We start from the raw sequence: 19298 nt of genomic DNA on the forward strand, positions 1-19298 counted from the left end.
ATTTTTCTTGCCAAATTGGGGAAAGGAGCTTTTTTAAGAGGGGAAGGGGGAAGAAAAACAAGAAAAGAGGTAAAGACGTTCCACTGGAAAGTCTCTACAAGGGTTTCGGGTAACGCATAATTAATTTATGGAGATGTCTAATGCCCAATATACATCTGGTAAAAATTAAATATGCGTTATCCCGAACCCCTGTAGAGACGTAGCACTGCTACGTCTCTACATTTTCATGCCTATGTCTAATGCCCAATTTCCCTAACGCAGCAGCACTCGACTGCGCGGACCAATAGTTTGCTTGGATGCAGATGGTTTTGTCGGGCAATTTATATCTTTGCGCGAGCAAATATTTGAGGCAATACTTAAAGGATTTCGTGCCGAAGAATTACCGTTACTAAATTCTACATTGGGTTCAGCAGAGGGTGAGGGAGAATTTGATTCTGTTGCGATCGCGCTTTGTATGGGTGACATAATCTCACTATCAATACTACCACCATCAATGGATGTACCACCAACATCAATGGATGTACCACCAACATCAATCGGTGTACTACCAACATCAATCGGTGTACTACCAACATCAATGGATGTACTACCAACATCAATCGGTGTACTACCAACATCAATGGATGTACTACCAACATCAATGGATGTACTACCAACATCAATGGATGTACTACCACCAGCGATCGGTATACCACCACCAGCGATCGGTATACCACCAACATCAATCGGTGTAACACCACCAGCGATCGGTGTACCACCACCAGCATCACTACGGGGAGTGATGGGAGTTGTACCTGCGGGAATAGTGATAAATAACTTTACCAGAGGTGCATTAGTCATTTTCAACGAGCTGATGGTTGGTTTACCTGGTATATCCGACTTGAAGTCAAACACTGTAGGGGTAGCACTACCATTGCGATCGCTATATCGCGGTCCTTGTCCAGTGACTTTAAAAGTACCTTGATACCGCTGTCCCGTTTTTGGATCGGTGACAATGCCTGTGTAGAGCGCTTTTTTTAACCCAAACTCATCTTGAACTACAGCTTCAAATTTGGTTCCGGGCAATTTTCCTTGATAATTATAGGGTGTCAAACTACCGCTTGAAAGTGCTGGTGAAGTCAGTAAGCCATCAAATGAGACAACCGGAAGTCCCTTAAAGTCAACGAAGTAATGCAGACTGCCATCGGCACGAGTTTGTACCTTTACATAGTTAGACGTATACAAAGGTACACCTTGGCGAGAATAAGTACCCTTGGAATTTGTATCTACACGAGTAATCACCCGATTGAAGTTAGGATTAAATTTGGGAAGTTGGATAGTACCTGATAAAGCCCCAGTAGTTTGAATTGTGATTTGAGCGGAAGCAGATTCTGCCCCGAAACCGATAATGGCTGCGGCTATACTGCTAGTAATAACTAGTAGTCCACTAAAGGAATTTTGATAGGTGAATAATGTAGTAAGGACTTTAGTCCTTGATTTGAGCGCTGAAGCGCTCACTACGAAACTCTTAATTTGGGAGTTGGATTTGGTTTTAATTGCTGACGATTTTAATTGCATTGAAAACTTCCTTGATTAATATGAAAAAAAAAATCACGCATGTTTTTATAGCAGGGGAATATCTGCTGGAAATTACGCGCGTGAAAATGAAACTGAACTATCTACAACCGTATGCAATTAGTGCATTTATTTACATTTACATCCGTAGAAAATTAAAACCGGAATGTTGCTCTTAATGCCCAAATTAGCAAGGGATCGTTAGCAGTGTTGTGATCTGGATTCAAAATCACAAAGATACCCGGAGTGAGAGAGAGATTGTCATTGAGTTGAGCGCGATAAAAAAGTTCTACGTGCAGTGATGTGTCGTCCCGTCCACCCGCTGTACCTCCTTCAGAAAAGTTGGGAAAATTGAATTCTTCAGGTAAAGAACTAGAAGTAATTTTCGGGGGTTGTCCGACGAGAATGCCGCCCAAATTACCGGAACGCAGTAAATTAGGAAAAGCAGCGAATACCATCCAGTTTGTAGTTTCCACACTTCCAGGAAGATTGACTGGATTTGAGTGAGTCCAGCCTCCCCAACCCCCTAAGTGAAAATTAGGATTAATGCGCCATGCGACGGTAGCGCCGACAGCATGGGTATCAAAAGCTGTCGCAGGTGCAAAAGGGGAAATTAACTGAGCATCGCCGGTACCGGTTCCTAGTAAGCCATCAGGGGAGTGGGAGAAAAGATAATGCAGCCCGACATCGATTTTATTGGTGGGTGCGACAGTTAGTTGAGCGCCGGCGGTATATCTGCCGCCAAAAAGTCCCCCAACTTGGATATCACCGGGAAAACTGGGAATTTCGGCACTGTAAACGCCTTGTAAACTCAGGCGATCGCTTATTTGCCAGTCAAAGCCAATACCCCCAGTACCGTTACCAATTGCCAAAATCGGGTTACGCTGACCGAATAAAGAAATTGCTCCCTCACCATTCCCTTCTAAAGGATTAATACCGCGAAAGGTGTTACTAGGATTAACACCCACCGTACCGATAATAATTCCCAAGTTGTCTGAAAGCGGAAATCGATAAGATAAATCACTGATATATAAATCGTTATTTGTATTTGACTCAAAACCCAACCGCCCCATATTGTTAAATACTGAGGACGCAGAAGAATTTAAATTTCCCGAACTCAGCCCAGTTAGCAGTAAATCTTTCCCTGTAAAAGAAGTCGCGAGGGTTAGTTGCACGCTATTGGCAAAAGTCAGATTGGTTTCTGCCTTGCGTTCTGGCACTTTATCTCTAGGAAACAAATCGACATCAGCGCTATTCGTTCCCTGGAGACTAAATATAGCTTGCCCAAGTAGTCGCGTTGTCGTGGAAAACTGATTTCCTTGTATTTCGCTTGCGTGGCTTTCTAAATTGTCTACCCGTTGCTCAACTTGTTTTAACTCTGATTGAAACTCAGTTTGTAAGCGTTGTAACGCGATTAAATCCTCATCTTTAACAGTATTAGCTGTATTGTTGGTTATTAATTTATTAATCTGCTCCAAACAAGCGTTTAAACCAGATGCAAATTCATAACGATTGATCGCAGTGTTACCTAGATAAGTCCTATTTGGATATCCAGCAATGCAGCCATAGCGTTCTACCAGAGATTGCAAAGCTCCAAAAGCCCAGTCTGAAGGTTGCACATCGTCCAGTTGTGACACCGATGTGACTTGAGACATTTGGGGTGATGGAGGGAGTGGAGGAGGGGGGGAGAGGGAGGCAGGGGAGGCAGGGGGAGCAGGGGGAGCAGGGGAAGAAATTCCCCCAAGTCTCCTTGTCTCCTTGTCTTCCTTGTCTTCCTTGTCTTCCTTGTCTCCCTTGTCTCCCTTGTCTTCCTTGTCTTCCTTGTCTCCCTTGTCTCCCTGATCCCCTACTTGAGTAAAGGAGCTTTGAGACTCAATTTTTTCTCTAAATTTATTAAGTATATTTTGATGCTCTGGTTTTAGCGCTGATTGAACGGTTTGGAGACTTGCATCTGGTTGTATCAATTCAGGTGGTGTGATTTGAGTCGGTGGGACAATTTTCATTGCCTGACTATGTTTTGACTGCTGCACCACATTATCTGACTCAACTAATGGCTGTTCAGGTAATTTGGGCGGAAATGCTTGCCCAGTAATTAACACGCCCGCCATCAGCAGACCGATATCGCTCATTGTATTTCACCTTACTAACACCAATATTTCTCTTGACATATAAAATTGGTGTATTTCAGGAATTTTTCGTACTTAGACGTAATAAAAATGACTAGTAAGTGAATATGCTAACTGCTTTTTTCCCATTAGCTATTAGCCTTTTCCCTCTTAAAAAACCTTTCCCCTTTCCCCTTTACCCCTTCCCCCTCTTTTTCATTCCGGTTGGCTACAGTAATTTTTCACCTCAGCTTCTAAAGCATCAGACTGTTTAGCCGTGGTTGCTGCGGATGTGAATGCGGTATCGATATCTGTTCTAGCTTTTTGTATTCTTTCTCTACCAGATTCTGAGGCTTGTGCTGTTTTAGCTGAACCAAGAGCTTTACCTGCTTTGGTTATCTGTTTGCCGAGAGTGTCAAACACTTTCACAAATTCGTCTTGATATTTTTTCAGTTCAGGATCTGGTAGATTCATTTCCTTGAGCGATTTGGTGACAGCTTGGAGATCAGCCGCTAGTTTCAAACTGGTTGTCACCTGCTGACCTTTATTTTTTTCAATCAGAGCATTTCCTTCACTAACAGTCTTCATCAGGCGATCGCACTGAGCAACTTTGCTGTTATCGCAACCACTGAGCAACAAGGCAATGCTCAGACCAACAGGAATAATAACGATACGTTTACGCCGAACCAACATTAACACCCCACCACTTATTAAACCCAAATAATAATACCCAATGATTATGTAATTTTTATTAGTTTTCCGGTGAATTTATGTGTTAAAAGGACAACCAGGAGAAGAGAAGCCACTTCAACTACGTCGAGAACGAAAGGATACAGCTATTGCGATTGGTGGGGTATCACCCCTTATCTCACGATTTTTCGACATTCCACACAATTGTAGAGACGTTCCGGCGGAACGTCTCTACGTCTTTTCTACCGGATGTCCAATGTGTAATTTCAGTAAAAATGCCCCCCCACAGCATTGAAATATTAGGAAATTCTCAGTTAATGTCGAATGTTGCCTATATTGCCTAAGCTGACTGAAAAAGTCTTTAGATTACAGGAATAATTGTGTTTACTTTTATTACATATTCAAGCTGGCTGTACTGGATAACTCAGCCGCAGTTAGCCCTGCACATCCCCGATGGCTTTCTGAATTTACCTATTATCGCTGTCACATGGGTAATTGCCATCGGTTTAATTGCACTCGCGCTGAAGAGAGCGCAGACAGAATACCAAGAACGAGCTGTACCCCTAATGGGTGTATGTGGTGCTTTTATCTTTGCGGCTCAAATGATAAACTTCCCTATTCCTGGAGGCACTTCCGGACACCTTTTGGGTGGAACCCTCGCAGGTGCTTTGTTGGGTCCCTGGGCTGGTTCTTTGGTCATGGTGTCGGTGTTTATCGTCCAAGCCGTAATATTCCAAGATGGGGGCTTGACTGTGCTGGGCGCCAACATTTTTAATATGGGGTTGATTGGCACATTTGGTGGTTATTATCTATACAAAGCAATTCGGTTTACCATAGGTGGCAATAAATTGTCAGGAATGGCAATTGCTTCCTCTGTTGCAGCTTGGGCAAGTGTAGTGGTTGCCTCTGTTATGTGTGCTGTACAACTAGCTATATCTGGAACAGTTCCGTTAACTGTTGCTTTGGCTGCAATGGCATCATGGCACGTACTAATCGGTATTGGTGAAGCAGCGATTACCGTAGTAGCTCTTTCGTTTATTTGGCGGACTCGACCGGATTTATTTTACGATCCCCCACGCAAGGTGGTTGTATCTCGTCCTCTGTCACGTTATTAATAGGGATTCAACTATGAGTAATGATATGCGATCGCGCAATCGGGCTTTTGTAATAGCTGGTTTGGGTATTGCTTTGCTAATTGCAATTTTTGTTTCTCCCTTTGCCAGTAAAAACCCTGATGGCTTGGATCGAGTCTCCCAGGATCTCAAATTTGAGGATAAAGCACATGAAGATGCACCAGCTAAAAAGCTACCTTTCTACGCTGTTTTTGATGAATATGCCCTCAGAGGTGTACCCGAAGCTGTAGCTACTCCCATCGCTGGTTTAGTCGGAACTTTAGCCGTTTTTGGCTTGGCTTGGGGAATTGGCAAATTAGTTGTACGTGGTACAAGTTCATCTAAAGATTGAGTTTTTCGTCAAAATGCGTAAGTCCTAAATCCAAAATTCTTAGATGCTGCTACATATTGGGGCGATCGCTCTTGATGTTAATAGTAAACAGATTACTCTCTGGCACAAACTCGCTCCCCGCACCCGAATACTATGTACATTGCTGCTTGTATTTGCAATTGCCCTCACACCAAATGGACATTGGTGGACTTGGGCAATTTATGCCTTGGCTGTGGCAAGCATTTTATTACTCAGTAAAGTCACCTTCAGCGTGCTACTAAAACGTTTAGCTGTTGAGTTCGGTTTTGTGGGTGTTGTGCTTTTGGGTACTTTGTTCCGAGGTGGTGGTACAGTACTTTGGGCTTGGGGTCCCTTGCAAATTACTACAGTCGGGCTAACTGTGTTAGGTAGTGTCACCACTAAGGCGTTGCTATCTTTACTGATGTTGAATTTGTTAACTTTAACAACTTCAGTATCAGCCTTGCTTAATGCTTTAATCGAACTGCGAACCCCACCTTTGTTAGTCGCAATTTTGGCTTCAATGTATCGCTATATTGGTGTGTTGATCGGTGAATTTAACATTATGCGACGAGCCGCAGCATCGCGCAACTTGATGAACGGTAATCAAACTATTCGTTTGGTACTTGGTAATATGATTGGAGCGCTATTTATCCGCACTTACGACCGAGGAAACCACATTCATCAAGCGATGCTGTCGCGGGGTTATCAAGGAGTAATGCCGATAGAAAAATTACCAGAACCAGGACGAAATGATGCGATCGCTTTAACTTTGACGGTGATTTTAGCATTAATTGGACAAGCTGTTTATTTGATTTTGTAAGTTATAAGTTGTCTACTAACCACTATCAACTAACTAATAACCACTATCCCCTAACCACTACCCACTATCAACTATCAATTAACCACTAACTAATATCAGATTATATTGATGCATCATAATCCGATAATAATCAAAAATCTTAGCTATACCTACCCTGATGGAACTCAGGCTTTAAGAAAAATTAATTTATCTATTGAAGCTGGGGAAAAGGTAGCATTAATTGGAGCAAATGGTTCAGGAAAATCTACGTTACAGTTTCACTTAAATGGAATTACTTTACCTCAAGAAGGAGAAGTAATTATTGGGGAATGGTTAGTAGAACCTAAGAATTTGCGAGAAATTCGGAACTTTGTCGGATTAGTTTTTCAAAATCCAGATAATCAGCTATTTATGCCCACAGTATGGGAAGATGTTGCTTTTGGTCCGATGAATTTGGGTTTGCGAGACGAAGAACTTAAAAAGCGGGTTCTTGAAGCTATGGCTGCGGTTGATATCGATCCAGAATGGTTTGGGCAACGAAATACTGATAATTTGTCTGGAGGGGAAAAAAAACGGATTGCGATCGCAGGGGTTTTAGCGATGAATCCGCAGGTTTTGGTATTGGATGAACCTTCTGCTCAATTAGATCCGCGATCGCGTCGTCAGTTAATTGATTTGTTACAAACTTTGCCTTTTACTCAACTAATTGCTACCCACGATTTAGATTTAGCTTTGGAACTTTGTTCCCGCACTGTTGTATTGAGTCAAGGGGAAATTGTTTTCGATGGTGAGACTGAGCAGGTAATGAACGATTCAGAATTTTTGCAGGCTCACGCTTTAGAACTTCCACTGTGCTACAGTCGTCCTTATTGTTTAATTAAAGATGCACCCATCAAAGTTAGTTATTAATTGTTAATGGTGCATATCCATACCGGGCATTTCATTTTCTCCGGGTTGATTTGCCTTATGAGGTACTAAATAATAGATATTATGCTAGGCTTTTCACAGTCCATCTGCACGATACAATTTCTCCCTTGTGCTTTTGCTTTGTAGAGTCCTTGGTCAGCAGCAGTAATCAAGGTGGCAGCAGATGATTGATTATCAGGAGTAATAGTTGTGACGCCAAGACTTAGGGTGATGAATTTACTGACTTGAGAATTCCGATGGGGCAGTTGTAATGCACTAATATTAGTCTGGATCTCTCTAGCAAGTATGATAGCTTCTTCGACATCGGTATTCGGCAAAATAACTGCAAACTCTTCTCCACCATATCGAGCAACTAAATCAGCAGGGTGTTTGACTGATTGAGAGATTGCCTTGGCAACATGTCTGAGTGCGTCATCTCCTGCCAGATGTCCATAGGTATCGTTGTAAAGCTTAAAGTAATCTACATCACACAAAATCAAAGATAGTGAGGCTTGCTCTGATGCCAACCGTTGCCACTCGACCTTAAGCGTATCATCAAAGCAGCGTCGATTTGCCACTTGAGTCAGACCATCTGAAGAGGCAACACGCTCTAATTCCTGGTTTACTTGTCGTAATTTCTGGTAAAGTTCCGATTGCTGAATAGCGATCGCTGCTTGACCTGCTAGCTGGTTAAGCAAGTTAACTTCGGATTGCTGCCATCGTCTGGAGTTACGACATTGATGAGCGATCAATAACCCCCACAAATGGTCTTGCTGCAAGATGGGTACCACAAGGTTTGCCCGGATTTGCAAACTCCGCAGGAGCTTAACATGACACGGCGATAGTCCGGCATTTTCAATATCTTCAATCGATGTAGTATTGCCTTGTTGGTAGTAACTTGCATGTGTAGATTGAAAGCACGTATCCATAACGTTAAATCCCAGGATGGACATGCACCCTTCTGCTAGGGATTCTACAGCAACTAACCCACTCCAGTCTGGCTTAAACTGATAGATTACCACTCGGTCTACCTCAAACAGTTGTCGCACTTCGGCTGCTGTAGTTTGCAAAATCTCGTTCAACTCCAATGATTGTCGGATGCGCTGGGTAACAGCCGCGACAATTCGCTCGGACTCAGTTTGGTGTTGGACGCGCTGCTTAACCGGCTGAGAAGCAGATGCGACAGTTAAGGCGATCGAATCAAAACGAGGGGTTGTAGTGACAGGGACTGCACTAGGTCTGGCAATCAAATAGCCTTGGGCAAGCGTTGCACCTCGTTCTCGCAGCCAGTTTAGTTCCTCGATGCATTCAATTCCTTCAGCAACGGTCTGAATGTTTAACTTTTGAGCGATCTCTAGAAGTTTCTCAGTAATCGAGGCTTTATACAAATCTTGATGCACATCTCGAATTAACTCCATATCCAACTTGATAAAGTCAGGACGTAACTGATGCAGCAAGTTCAGATTGGAATAACCAGAACCAAGGTCATCAAGGGCTACTAAAAACCCACCATCCCGGTAGTATTGCAGCACTGCTTTGAGGTGGGCTAAATCTTGAGGAGTGTCTGACTCCACAACTTCAAAGACGACGCGCTCATGGGAAATGCCTGCTCGATCAATTGCTTCTACCGTACTGTATAGGCAAGAAGCAGGGTCATAAAGGGCTGTGGGTGAAAAATTGACGAAGATATGCCCGCTCACTTGATGACGGGTGAATTGATTGATTGCGCTCAGACGAGCAACTCGGTCTAGTTGTGGCAGGAGTCCGGCTTCTGTTGCTAAATCCAGAATAGGTGCTGGCAATACTAAATTGCCTTGTTCATCCAGCCCCCGCAAGAGCGATTCATATCCATAAATCTGGGATGTATCTTTAATTGAGACGATCGCTTGGAAGTGACTAGTGAATCGTTCTGTTGCCAGCATTTCAACCAGCCAGTCCGACTGGTTGAACTTAATGAAGCGCTGCAATGAGGCTATGTCACTAAAATCTTGGAGTTGAGGCTGGATAGTGCCTCGAATGAAAAGGACTTGCGTCTCTCTTAATTCTCTGGGTGCAAATAGTTGAGCCAGGTTACGGGCAATTTCTTGAGCCTGTCCGGGTCTACAGTCCAAACTCAGTCCTGGTCGCTCGTGCATCAGTTCATACTTTACGGCAAACTGCTGGAGGTAGGAGGTAACTTTTTTCAGGGTATGTGGAACGGGGAACCAGAGAAAGAGTTTGCCTGCTTCCCTATTCCGACAGCGTACAACATTGCAACAAGCACAAGTCTTGGTGATAGGAGATTTTTGGTTCATAGGTAGGTAAGCACTTTACTGAATCTGATTTACCCTAGTATTCCCATTATTCTTCTTATAAAAGATTTAAGTACATAAAGATTTGATGTTTTATGTATAAAGTATATCAAGTAAAGTCAAACACAGTAGAAATACTTTCGTTCAATTTCACTCTAGATAAATCCTTTTAACTAGTTCTTTAAATAGTAGCTTTGCCGCTTTGGCACAAAGCAGCGCGATCGCACTAATCGCATCGGCTTATGCAATTTTTTATCTCACGCAGAGACGCAAACAAGAATGCTAATTAGTCCGCATAGGCGGACTTTGTACGCGCAACGCCGCGATTTTAATCGTCCGGTGCAAAATATCAAACACTTTTTGGCTTATGCAATTTTACAGTAGACATCTGGTAGAAACTAATTATGCGTTGCCCTAAACCCTTGATTAGACTACCAAGTGCTACGTCTCTACGTATGACTCTGGAGATGTCTAGTTAAGAGTGGTGCAACGTTTCTAGCTAATAATATTCACTAGCCACAATGAATACTCAATCGCTGTTCTAGGGGAAATCGCTCCTAAGGTGTTCGGTTCTACGACTGTTGACAGTACACAAATAACTATAACCTCATAGTAGATATGTATTTTATAGATGCTGTCAGCCCTTGAGTGAACTAAGAGGTGAAAACCTGTGTACAAATGGATCTTGCCAAGTCTGAGTGAAATTTTAGCCGAAAGTCAATTAAACGTGGCTGAATGTTCACCTGCTGCATCAGACCGGCAGTGGTGCGTCAGTTTAGCTGCAACTGAACAGTTGCTATTAAATACTTTAGCAACTACTTCAACTGATGCTACCCAAGGATTAGTTTTAGCTGCACCAGCACCTTTGTTCAGCGATCCTAGATTAACTCAAAGCTTGCAAACAATAACTTTTACAGCAAAACCATTCAACCCGTTGGCATTGATGCCATTTCAAATGCCGACTGGGACAACAGTAATGGCAGATGAAATTGCTCCTCATGAATCGGTACTGCCTTTATTAGCTGCCGATCCGTTGGGAAGTGAGCAATTTTGCTTAATTTTTACAGAAAAATTTAGATTAGTACTAGTTTTAGCAGAAGATAGTTGCAGTAAAAAAAGGTTTTCCTTTTCCTTTGATCCAGAAGTAGTTCAGATGGCGTGGCGATCGCTTGGTGCGAGAGTCATGCTAAACAATCCTGATTTTTACGCTGAACTCAATTCTTTAGTACAGAAATACGAACCAGTTGCACCAGATTACCACATCTTGATGCAATTTAGTCAGTTATTGTTAACGCAACTACCCCAAGAAGAAAAAACCACCAACCGACACGATAAAGAACATTTTCCTTCTTCTGCCTCTGCTCATCGTTCACCCCGTCCCGATGTAGAATTGCTTCAAGCTTTTGCTCACGAAGTCCGCACACCGTTGACAACAATTCGTACCATGACACGTCTGCTATTAAAGCAGAAAACATTACCAGCAAACGTGATCAAGCGCTTGGAAGTTATCGATCACGAGTGTACAGAGCAAATTGATCGTATGGAGTTGCTCTTTAAAGCCGCAGAGTTAGAAACTTGTGCTACCGCAAAATCGAGCAACACTCAACTGACACCAACTTCTCTAGATCAAGTTTTACAACAGAGCATTCCCCGTTGGCAACAAACCGCAAATCGACGTAATTTAACTTTAGATGTTGTCTTACCGCAGCAATTACCAATGGTGGTAAGCAATCCTTCCATGCTCGATCGCGTACTCACCGGTTTAATCGAAAATTTTACCCGCAGCTTACCAGCCGGTAGCCATATTCAAGTACACGTTATTCCTGCCGGCGATCAATTAAAGTTACAATTATCACCGCATAGTCAATGCAAACATAGTGACAACACTTATGAAGCCGTAACCCCACCAATTCGTAAAGCTTTAGGTCAATTGTTGATGTTCCAACCAGAGACGGGTGTAATTAGTTTAAATCTTTCTGCGACAAAGCATTTATTTCAGGCGATCGGCGGTAAGCTAATTGTCCGTCAGCGTCCGCAGCACGGCGAAGTTTTAACGATTTTTCTGCCGCTGAAGGATTAAGCTACGGTGTGTACACAAGTCATCGAATTAGCCAAAAAAAATTAAAAAAATGCGATCGCTTAAAATCAAAGCGATCGCAACTTTCTAGAAAAATTAAAAATCATTGCCGGGGCAACACAATTTGGCGAGTCTCTCCAGTAAATCGTTGTACAAAACGCCTTCTAGCTGGATCATTGACAGAGTTGTAAATGTTTCCAGTAGGACGAAAACTGCGGTTAGCAAAGGAGACTAAAATCCTTTGCAAGTCCCAATTATCATACCCATCAAAAGGATGACCAGAGCGAGGAGAACCATCGTGACGAATGGTGATACTCCTGATTTGATTTAACGACACCGTTTCATTAAAAGTGATATTTCGCTGAACAACGCTGTTTTGACCAAAACCACCACCAAGGGGTTGTTCAGCAGTGCTTCCTCCGCTTACCAAATTGAGGCTAATGAAAGCATTGTTACCACCACGCAAATCGTCAGATCCTGTAGTCATGCGAACCACAACCTTTGTGTCTGCATGAGCAGCAGCAGCTGATAATATGCCGATTGTAGCAATGCTCATAGCAACGACACTTAAATGAGAAAGTGCATAGATTGGACGAATCATAAATGATTATTTCTTTGTAATGTTTGATTTGTTCTTAATGTGAGAAACTAGTTCTCTTACTTCACAACAGGCTGAATCTGGGAATCAATCGTAGGAATAGGTGGACAAGAAAGACAACGATCAGGAATTTTTATTTCCGGTATTCGTTGGATTCTGATGTCGCGAAGAATTCTACTGTCCTGAAGCTCTGATAAAAATTTTGCACAAGCATTTTCAGAAAGTCCACGGTCAATACAGACTTTTGGTAGTGGAGTTCTTAAATGAGGAGGTACAACAGGAACAGGTTCTGCCATGACTGCTGTACTAGAAATGAATACCGCAGGAGCAGTATTAACTAGCAATAAAAAGAGAGTTCGGGTAACTTTCGATGTATTTAATGCCATAAGATAATCCCTGGAAATTTGATTAGGTTGGAATATTGCTTGACAAGTAAAATCAGGGTATTTTGCTATTCATCATTGGATAGCGGTTGTAGTTGTATTACTCCACTATCCTGACAAACAAATTATTCAAGCCAATCAGGAGTAATCACATAAACCGAGAATTAGGCTTTTGATTTGAAGATGATTCTTCATGAGTATTTCCTCACATTTAATTATTTATAATCTCTAGAGGTGCTTTCTTTTGTCCTCACTTTCAATAACAAATGAGCAAAATAGATTATTCCAAATTTTTCTGAAATTTTTTGGATGACATGAGAGAAAGTTATTAAAGCCTTGCTTACAAAGCTTTTTAGCCCAAATTAAATTACTCAGTGGATGCATAAAATCCCATATCCAAACCTATATATAAAATACGTAGTCAAACTACCTGTGTTTTTATTCTCAAAAATACTAGGTAAATCTGGAACAAACAAATTAGAGATTAGTCTCTGGAACTAATCTGCTTATTAAGTTGAGATAATATATGCAGTCAAAACCAGTGGCAGAGCCTGCTACTATACTAATTGATGCAGAGCATCAAGAGCTAATCACTAAGATTGCTCGCAAATATACTAGAGAAACTTCCGTATCTTGCGAAGATGCCGCACAAACTGCCATAATGAAAGTCTACGAAGCCCTGAACGCGGGTAAGTTTCAGGGTGGGATTAAAGAATTTCAGCGTTGGGCTACTGTTGTAGCACGGTATGAGATTATTAACTTTGTCAAAAAAGAATGTTTGCGAAAGCACCAAAGTCTCGATGCAACCATTACTGGTACAGATATCTCTTTGGTAGAGACAATTCCTGATGAGTTCGACTTGTGGGATGCTGTAGCGCGTGCTGATTTAATCAGCAAAGCAAAACAAGCTATTTTTAATCTAGATTCGCGTTATGGCGATCGCGGTTATCTCAAAATATGGCAACTTATAGTTGCAGGTAAAAACCAAACCCAACAAGCATCTGCATTGGGAATTAGTCAAGGGGAAGTTTCCAAGCGTTGGAAGGAATTAGTCGGACGTGTCACCATCGAATTAGGACTACTGCAACCCGAAGTTATTAAACAAGAACAACAAAATACTAAACTCAAAGATACTCGTAGACGTTCAAAATCTACATGGTAAGGTTTTTGTCAAGTCTTTAATAAATTTATTATTTATCGGCATAGAATCATGCGCTTACTTGTTAAGACAATTAATTATCCTTCAATATTGGGAAATGTCACCCTATGCGTAGAAAACGTGAAAAATCCAAACCTGCTAATATGCAAAAACATTACCCAATAACACCACAACCTGGAGAAATCTGGGAATTAAGTTACCAGGTGCAATATTATGGAGAATTTTCTTTAAATGAAGAAAATAAGCTCTACTCAACCGAAGCTCAAAGCTTTTTCCAAGGGAACACTCCACCCCGCTATGTAATGATTGTGACTGAACCAGAGGCAGAGATTGTTTCTGTGATGGTATTATCTACGGAAACTAATTTTATTTCCGATGTTGATTTACTTATTCCCGCACATATTTCTGGTTCAACACAAGATTTATTGGCTGAAACTTGGCACGTACAACCGATGCTTATTGGCAATTTATTACAGCCAGTTGCTAAGAGGATTTCGCGTGATATTTATGATATATTATTAACTATAGGAGACTATTATCATGGGTTAGTAAATCAACAGCCAAAAACTGATGAGATTGAGAGATTAGGGTTAAAAATAGGTACAAAACAAGCTTTAGAAATATCTACACTAGTCCTCTTTCACCAACAAGAACAAGCTTGGAGTGATGTTTTAACAATACCAGTGGCAGCTTATCGCGCATACATTAAAAGTGTGAATTTGACCACTAAACTTCTGCACGATCAATTACAAATAAACGAAGATTTGGCAGAATTTGGGTTGAGTCAAAATAGACAGATAAACTTACTATCTGGCTCTTTTAATCAAACTTACACTGTCCTCAGTCGCTGGTGGGAAAATATTTTTGAGCCAGAATGGCAGACTTTTGCTACATTACCAAACTTAGCGATCGCCATTGCAACCCGCAGTTATACTGACTTACAAGCTTCTCAGTCAACCCCTGATGAAATTGCAGCAATTATTCAGCAATTATCATCTGAAAATGACGAAAGGCAACGGCAACGAGCAGCCAAGCAGTTAGGAGAAATTGCTGTTGGTAGTTCCCAAGCAATTCAAGCTTTGGTCAGTTTGTTACGAAGTAATTCAGATGATGAAACTCTATGGATAGCCGTAGAAAGTTTACGAAAAATTGACCCAGAAAATCCATCTGTGGGAATCAGGAGGGTTAAACTAATTGATTTAGGAATGGAGATTGCACGCAAAGCTGTAGCTTTGGCTGTGGCATTTTTACAAAAAATTGATGGTGATGTTAGCGTGCTTTTGCAACTTTACCCCGCAGGAAATGATAATTATTTACCACCAGATTTAAAGTTAATATTGCTGGATGATTCTGGACAAATATTGCGTGAAGTCACTGCTAGACATGCAGATGTTTATATTCAACTCAAATTTAGCTGTGAAATGGGAGAAAGATTTAGCGTGCAAGTAGCCTTGGGTAATGCTAATTTTAGTGAAGATTTTGTGATTTAATTGAATCAAACTATGTAGGTTATGGAACAATTAGCAACAGAAATATTTTTTTCTTAAGTGCAAAAACCATACCTACATTAAACTATTATGTTACTAGCGCTCCTTCTTAATTTTGCAAGTAAAAATCTTCAAGGACGTGACTTTAGCGGTCAAAACCTTATAGGTGCAGACTTCAGTAACTCTGACATTCGTGGGGCAAATTTTACTAATGTTATTCTTAAAAATGCTAACTTCCAAAATGCTAAAGCTGGATTACCGAAAAAATTGGTATTTGGGTTAGTTCTGTTAACATTACTAATAACTATAATCTTAGGATTAGTCTCAGGATTTGCACCAGTGTTTACGGGATATTTGCTTTTCCCTTACTCAATTAGTCCAGACAATTATTTTGCGGCTATTATAGTTTTAAGTATTTTTATAGTTTTTGCCATCACTACTATTTACAAAAGCTTATCATCTGCATTTTTTGTTGTTTCTTGCACAGCTATATTTTGTGGATTTGTGCTAGGAATCATGACTGGTAAAATTGCGGGAATTCCGGCTGGTATTGTGAGTGTTACTGTCACCACATTAATTATTTATGTCATGTTAATAATTATGGTATTACTGGTGACTGTAGCTGAACAAATTGCTGGGATAACAATAGCAATTGTAGCTCTAATTGTCATGTTTATCAGTAGTATTATTGGAACTATAGCTGGTACGAGAATTGGTGTTGCAGTCGCTGAAGTATTTGCAGGGATTAACAGACTGCCAAACTTAAAAGCTGAAGCAGTCCAAGAAGCTGCGATCGCAGCGACAATTGGCAGTTTTGCTGTAATATTATTTGTTAGTTATATCAGTTGGCGAGTGGGTGATCGAGATAAAAAGTTTCTCTGGATACAAAAATTAGCTATTGCTGTCTCTAGCATCGGTGGAACAAGCTTTCAGGAGGCAGATTTAACCAATGCTAATTTTAGCTGTGCCAAACTGAAAAATGTTAACTTTGGCAACGCCAAAATTATTCGTACTAATTTTCATTTAGCGCATCATCTTTATTTAGCCAGATTAAATAATACTATTTTAATTAACCCAATAATTCAAGATTTAGCTGTTACTAAAAGAGGCACTAATAAATCTTATATCGGCTGTAATCTCAAAGGTATCAACCTAGATTATGCTGACATGAGTTATAGTAATTTAAGCGAAGCAGATATTAGTGATGCTACTTTAGAGTGTGCAAATCTAGAATACGCAAACCTGACTAAAACTCAAGCAGTAGCTACAAATTTTCAGGAATCAAGGTTAACTGGAGCTTGTTTAGAAGCCTGGAATATTGACAGCAAAACTCAACTACAAAGAGTTATTTGTGACTACGTTTATCTTTTAAATAATCAACAAGAACGTCGTCCTAGCAGTGGAGAATTTGCTAATGGAGAATTTACTAAACTATTTCAAATAGCCATAAATACTGTTGATTTAATTTTCCGCAACGGTTTAGATTTACAGGCTTTATCTGCGGCTTTAGCAAAAGTAAAAATAGAAAATGAAGGCATTCCTTTAGCCATTAAAAGTATTGAAAATAAGGGTGATGATGTTGTAGTTGTGCGTGTGGATGTACCAGAGTCAACCAATAAGGCAAGAATCCACGCTGAATTTACTCAAAATTATGAATTTGCTCTCCAACAGTTAGAAATAAGATATCAAGCAGAATTAAAAAGTAAAGATGAACAAATTAGTCTTTATCGTCAACACCAATCAGATTTAAAGAACTTAATGCAAATGATAGCTCCCAATGTTAATAAATTAACCGAGGGAAAGCTGGTGATTTTAAAATTGGGTCAAGGCGACTTAAGTAGAGGATTTCCAGTTACAATACAAATCAGTTTAGAAGGCGATCGCCCATATTTTGAATCTCACGGTCAATTACCTCCGGCTTCAGAATTAGCTTTAGTATACAATCAATGGCAATCTGCATATCGCCAAAGCTTACAGGGAAGTTTGCGAATCAAGTTTCCAGAAACACAAGTTACCAATATTAGCAAGCGAGAATTATTCAAGGAATGTGATAATTTGGCACATGATTTCAAAAAACATTTAAACTTATGGTTAAATTCAGAATTATTTCGGTCTGTTAAAGAGCAATTACTAGAAAAGTTAAATCCATCAGAATCTATTCGGATTCTCCTGCAAACAGAAGATACTCAGTTACGGCGGATACCCTTGCAGCTTTGGGATTTTTTTGAACGCTATCCTCAAGCAGAAATTGCTCTTTCTTCAACTACTTATGAGAAAAAAGAAAAGTCTAAATCCTCGAAATCATATCTCAAAATATTAGCAATATTAGGAGATAGCACTGGTATTAATACTCAAAAAGATAGAATTTTACTTAAACAATTACCCAACACCGAAGTCAAGTTTTTAGTAGAACCACAACGTCAAGTACTAAATGATGAACTTTGGTTGCAACCTTGGGATATTCTCTTTTTTGCTGGTCACAGTTTTACTCAATCTGAGAAAGAAATTGGTCATTTTCGCATCAACCAAACTGATAGTTTAACTATTGCTGAGTTAAAAAATGCTCTGACTAAAGCTATTGAACGAGGTTTGCACCTGGCAATTTTTAACTCCTGCGATGGTTTGGGATTAGCAACTAATTTAGGAGATTTGCATATTCCCCAAATGATTGTCATGCGTGAACCAGTACCTGACAAAGTAGCACAGGAGTTTTTGAAGAATCTTCTCACAGAATTTTCTAGTGGTAAACCTTTATATCAATCGGTGCGTGAGGCACGTTCTAAACTACAAGGTTTAGAAGATGAGTTTCCTTGTGCGAGTTGGCTGCCAGTAATTTGCCAGAACCCCGCAGAAATTCCCCTCACATGGGATTTCTGAATATGATCACCTAAAGCATCTCTGTTGGTGGGCGATCGCACCACCCACTCATCAACTAAAATCATGATTGTTGGATTAACAATCTGGTATTACTTGTGTTATCCAATACAAGTCACTAACTGATTTACACGCGGTTTACCGAAGCGTTCCCAAGCGTTACCACCACGTAGAAATAATTCCATCCAACGAATTTGTCGCTTTCCATCAGGTGTTAACCAACCAGAACTTCCCGGTGCAAAAGCTAATGTTCCTTCTGGGACTTTAAAGCTACCGTCGGAATATATTGCATCACTTACTACATCACCGACGCGGATAATTACTTTGGCTTCAGGTTTGAGGTTAATGCTATCTGCGGGGATGGTGGTTTTGATGTTACCGTAACCATCAATCCAGGCTACGCGATCGCTTGGTGCATCAGGAATATCACTTTTGTTCAAAACTTCTCCCAAAACGCTTAAATCCCCTCTACCAATTGCACCTGCTGCACTGGGAAATACATCACGCGATCGAAATTGCGAACCGCCTCTAGAAACGTTGACAATATGCAGCACTTGTGCATAATCTTTGATAAACGAGAGGGTGTAACCAGCATTAACACCAACGACTTTAACATTATTAGAAAGGAGAGCATAAGTTAATCCCTCCCCTTCATTGTTCCGTCTAGCTTGTTTATCATCTTGGCGGGGCGCACAATTGTGATAAATTAAACGTTCTTCCTGACCAATGTTCAAACCAAGTTGAGCAATCCAAAAGCCAGTAGCGAGGGTACTAAAAGCCGGAGTTGAAACTAAATTTATTTGCGCTTGCGGCAATTCCGTTAATAAACGCTGCGTAACCTCAGCAAAAGCCGGATCGCCATTTCCGTAGTCTGCAATTAAGGTGATAAACATTGTTAGTTGTTAAGAATT

15 protein-coding genes are annotated in these 19298 nt (G+C 40.8%); 8 read left to right on the forward strand and 7 right to left on the reverse strand.

The features are described 5' to 3' along the window. Nucleotides 1–252: 252 nt before the first annotated feature. The 3 genes from TOL9009_RS38525 to TOL9009_RS0107890 form a co-directional block, all read right to left on the reverse strand. Complete coding sequence (locus tag TOL9009_RS38525; RefSeq protein ID WP_242055082.1) at nucleotides 253–1557, reverse strand: hypothetical protein; 1305 nt, start codon at nucleotides 1555–1557, stop codon at nucleotides 253–255. 152 nt (nucleotides 1558–1709) lie between these two features. Further along, nucleotides 1710–3683, reverse strand: a complete 1974-nt coding sequence (locus TOL9009_RS0107885; protein ID WP_029632321.1) for an iron uptake porin — start codon at nucleotides 3681–3683, stop codon at nucleotides 1710–1712. A gap of 192 nt (nucleotides 3684–3875) precedes the next feature. Next, entirely contained in the window at nucleotides 3876–4379 is a 504-nt protein-coding gene (locus TOL9009_RS0107890; protein ID WP_313770053.1) for a hypothetical protein, read from the reverse strand. 350 nt (nucleotides 4380–4729) lie between these two features. On the opposite strand from TOL9009_RS0107890, the gene cbiM reads away from it, so the two are divergent. From cbiM to TOL9009_RS0107910, 4 genes are all read left to right on the forward strand, one after another. Next, on the forward strand, nucleotides 4730–5464 hold the full coding sequence (cbiM, locus tag TOL9009_RS0107895) for a cobalt transporter CbiM (protein ID WP_260675861.1): 735 nt from the start codon (nucleotides 4730–4732) through the stop codon (nucleotides 5462–5464). Nucleotides 5465–5477: 13 nt separating this feature from the next. Beyond that, on the forward strand, nucleotides 5478–5813 hold the full coding sequence (locus TOL9009_RS0107900) for a PDGLE domain-containing protein (protein ID WP_029632324.1): 336 nt from the start codon (nucleotides 5478–5480) through the stop codon (nucleotides 5811–5813). A gap of 43 nt (nucleotides 5814–5856) precedes the next feature. Next, entirely contained in the window at nucleotides 5857–6633 is a 777-nt protein-coding gene (cbiQ, locus tag TOL9009_RS0107905) for a cobalt ECF transporter T component CbiQ (RefSeq protein WP_029632325.1), read from the forward strand. Nucleotides 6634–6741: 108 nt separating this feature from the next. Next, nucleotides 6742–7521 carry an energy-coupling factor ABC transporter ATP-binding protein gene (locus TOL9009_RS0107910; RefSeq protein ID WP_029632326.1) on the forward strand — a complete coding sequence of 260 codons (780 nt, stop codon included), beginning with the start codon at nucleotides 6742–6744 and terminating at the stop codon, nucleotides 7519–7521. 65 nt (nucleotides 7522–7586) lie between these two features. On the opposite strand, the gene TOL9009_RS0107915 is transcribed toward TOL9009_RS0107910, so the two are convergent. After that, entirely contained in the window at nucleotides 7587–9812 is a 2226-nt protein-coding gene (locus TOL9009_RS0107915) for an EAL domain-containing protein (protein WP_029632327.1), read from the reverse strand. A 667-nt stretch (nucleotides 9813–10479) separates the two neighbouring features. Here TOL9009_RS0107915 and TOL9009_RS0107920 point away from each other — a divergent pair. Continuing rightward, nucleotides 10480–11889 carry a sensor histidine kinase gene (locus TOL9009_RS0107920; RefSeq protein ID WP_029632328.1) on the forward strand — a complete coding sequence of 470 codons (1410 nt, stop codon included), beginning with the start codon at nucleotides 10480–10482 and terminating at the stop codon, nucleotides 11887–11889. Between the two features lie 100 nt (nucleotides 11890–11989). Here TOL9009_RS0107920 and TOL9009_RS0107925 read toward each other — a convergent pair whose 3' ends face one another. Next, nucleotides 11990–12487 (reverse strand): hypothetical protein, encoded by a 498-nt coding sequence (locus TOL9009_RS0107925; protein ID WP_029632329.1) that lies wholly within the window; start codon nucleotides 12485–12487, stop codon nucleotides 11990–11992. Between the two features lie 56 nt (nucleotides 12488–12543). Continuing rightward, nucleotides 12544–12870 (reverse strand): hypothetical protein, encoded by a 327-nt coding sequence (locus tag TOL9009_RS0107930; RefSeq protein WP_029632330.1) that lies wholly within the window; start codon nucleotides 12868–12870, stop codon nucleotides 12544–12546. 523 nt (nucleotides 12871–13393) lie between these two features. Here TOL9009_RS0107930 and TOL9009_RS0107935 point away from each other — a divergent pair. The 3 genes from TOL9009_RS0107935 to TOL9009_RS0107950 all read left to right on the forward strand — a co-directional run bounded on the left by TOL9009_RS0107935 (nucleotide 13394) and on the right by TOL9009_RS0107950 (nucleotide 18390). Beyond that, the gene (locus TOL9009_RS0107935) at nucleotides 13394–14029 is read left to right on the forward strand and encodes a sigma-70 family RNA polymerase sigma factor (protein ID WP_029632331.1); all 636 of its coding nucleotides are present in this window, start codon (nucleotides 13394–13396) and stop codon (nucleotides 14027–14029) included. Nucleotides 14030–14133: 104 nt separating this feature from the next. Continuing rightward, complete coding sequence (locus tag TOL9009_RS47005; RefSeq protein ID WP_063628680.1) at nucleotides 14134–15516, forward strand: DUF1822 family protein; 1383 nt, start codon at nucleotides 14134–14136, stop codon at nucleotides 15514–15516. An 87-nt stretch (nucleotides 15517–15603) separates the two neighbouring features. Continuing rightward, nucleotides 15604–18390 (forward strand): pentapeptide repeat-containing protein, encoded by a 2787-nt coding sequence (locus TOL9009_RS0107950; protein WP_029632332.1) that lies wholly within the window; start codon nucleotides 15604–15606, stop codon nucleotides 18388–18390. A 98-nt stretch (nucleotides 18391–18488) separates the two neighbouring features. Here the strand turns inward: TOL9009_RS0107950 and TOL9009_RS0107955 are convergent, their stop codons facing one another. Further along, nucleotides 18489–19280 carry an SAM hydrolase/SAM-dependent halogenase family protein gene (locus tag TOL9009_RS0107955; protein WP_029632333.1) on the reverse strand — a complete coding sequence of 264 codons (792 nt, stop codon included), beginning with the start codon at nucleotides 19278–19280 and terminating at the stop codon, nucleotides 18489–18491. Nucleotides 19281–19298: the final 18 nt, after the last annotated feature.

It is taken from the genome of [Scytonema hofmanni] UTEX 2349 (genome assembly GCF_000582685.1).
Lineage (GTDB): Bacteria > Cyanobacteriota > Cyanobacteriia > Cyanobacteriales > Nostocaceae > Hassallia > Hassallia hofmanni.

Coding starts and splice junctions, on each gene's coding strand:
- TOL9009_RS38525 (WP_242055082.1), bottom strand. CDS start 1,557: ATGCAATTAAAATCGTCAGCAATTAAAACCAAATCCAACTCCCAAATT.
- TOL9009_RS0107885 (WP_029632321.1), bottom strand. CDS start 3,683: ATGAGCGATATCGGTCTGCTGATGGCGGGCGTGTTAATTACTGGGCAA.
- TOL9009_RS0107900 (WP_029632324.1), top strand. CDS start 5,478: ATGAGTAATGATATGCGATCGCGCAATCGGGCTTTTGTAATAGCTGGT.
- cbiQ (WP_029632325.1), top strand. CDS start 5,857: ATGCTGCTACATATTGGGGCGATCGCTCTTGATGTTAATAGTAAACAG.
- TOL9009_RS0107910 (WP_029632326.1), top strand. CDS start 6,742: ATGCATCATAATCCGATAATAATCAAAAATCTTAGCTATACCTACCCT.
- TOL9009_RS0107915 (WP_029632327.1), bottom strand. CDS start 9,812: ATGAACCAAAAATCTCCTATCACCAAGACTTGTGCTTGTTGCAATGTT.
- TOL9009_RS0107925 (WP_029632329.1), bottom strand. CDS start 12,487: ATGATTCGTCCAATCTATGCACTTTCTCATTTAAGTGTCGTTGCTATG.
- TOL9009_RS0107930 (WP_029632330.1), bottom strand. CDS start 12,870: ATGGCATTAAATACATCGAAAGTTACCCGAACTCTCTTTTTATTGCTA.
- TOL9009_RS0107935 (WP_029632331.1), top strand. CDS start 13,394: ATGCAGTCAAAACCAGTGGCAGAGCCTGCTACTATACTAATTGATGCA.
- TOL9009_RS47005 (WP_063628680.1), top strand. CDS start 14,134: ATGCGTAGAAAACGTGAAAAATCCAAACCTGCTAATATGCAAAAACAT.
- TOL9009_RS0107950 (WP_029632332.1), top strand. CDS start 15,604: ATGTTACTAGCGCTCCTTCTTAATTTTGCAAGTAAAAATCTTCAAGGA.
- TOL9009_RS0107955 (WP_029632333.1), bottom strand. CDS start 19,280: ATGTTTATCACCTTAATTGCAGACTACGGAAATGGCGATCCGGCTTTT.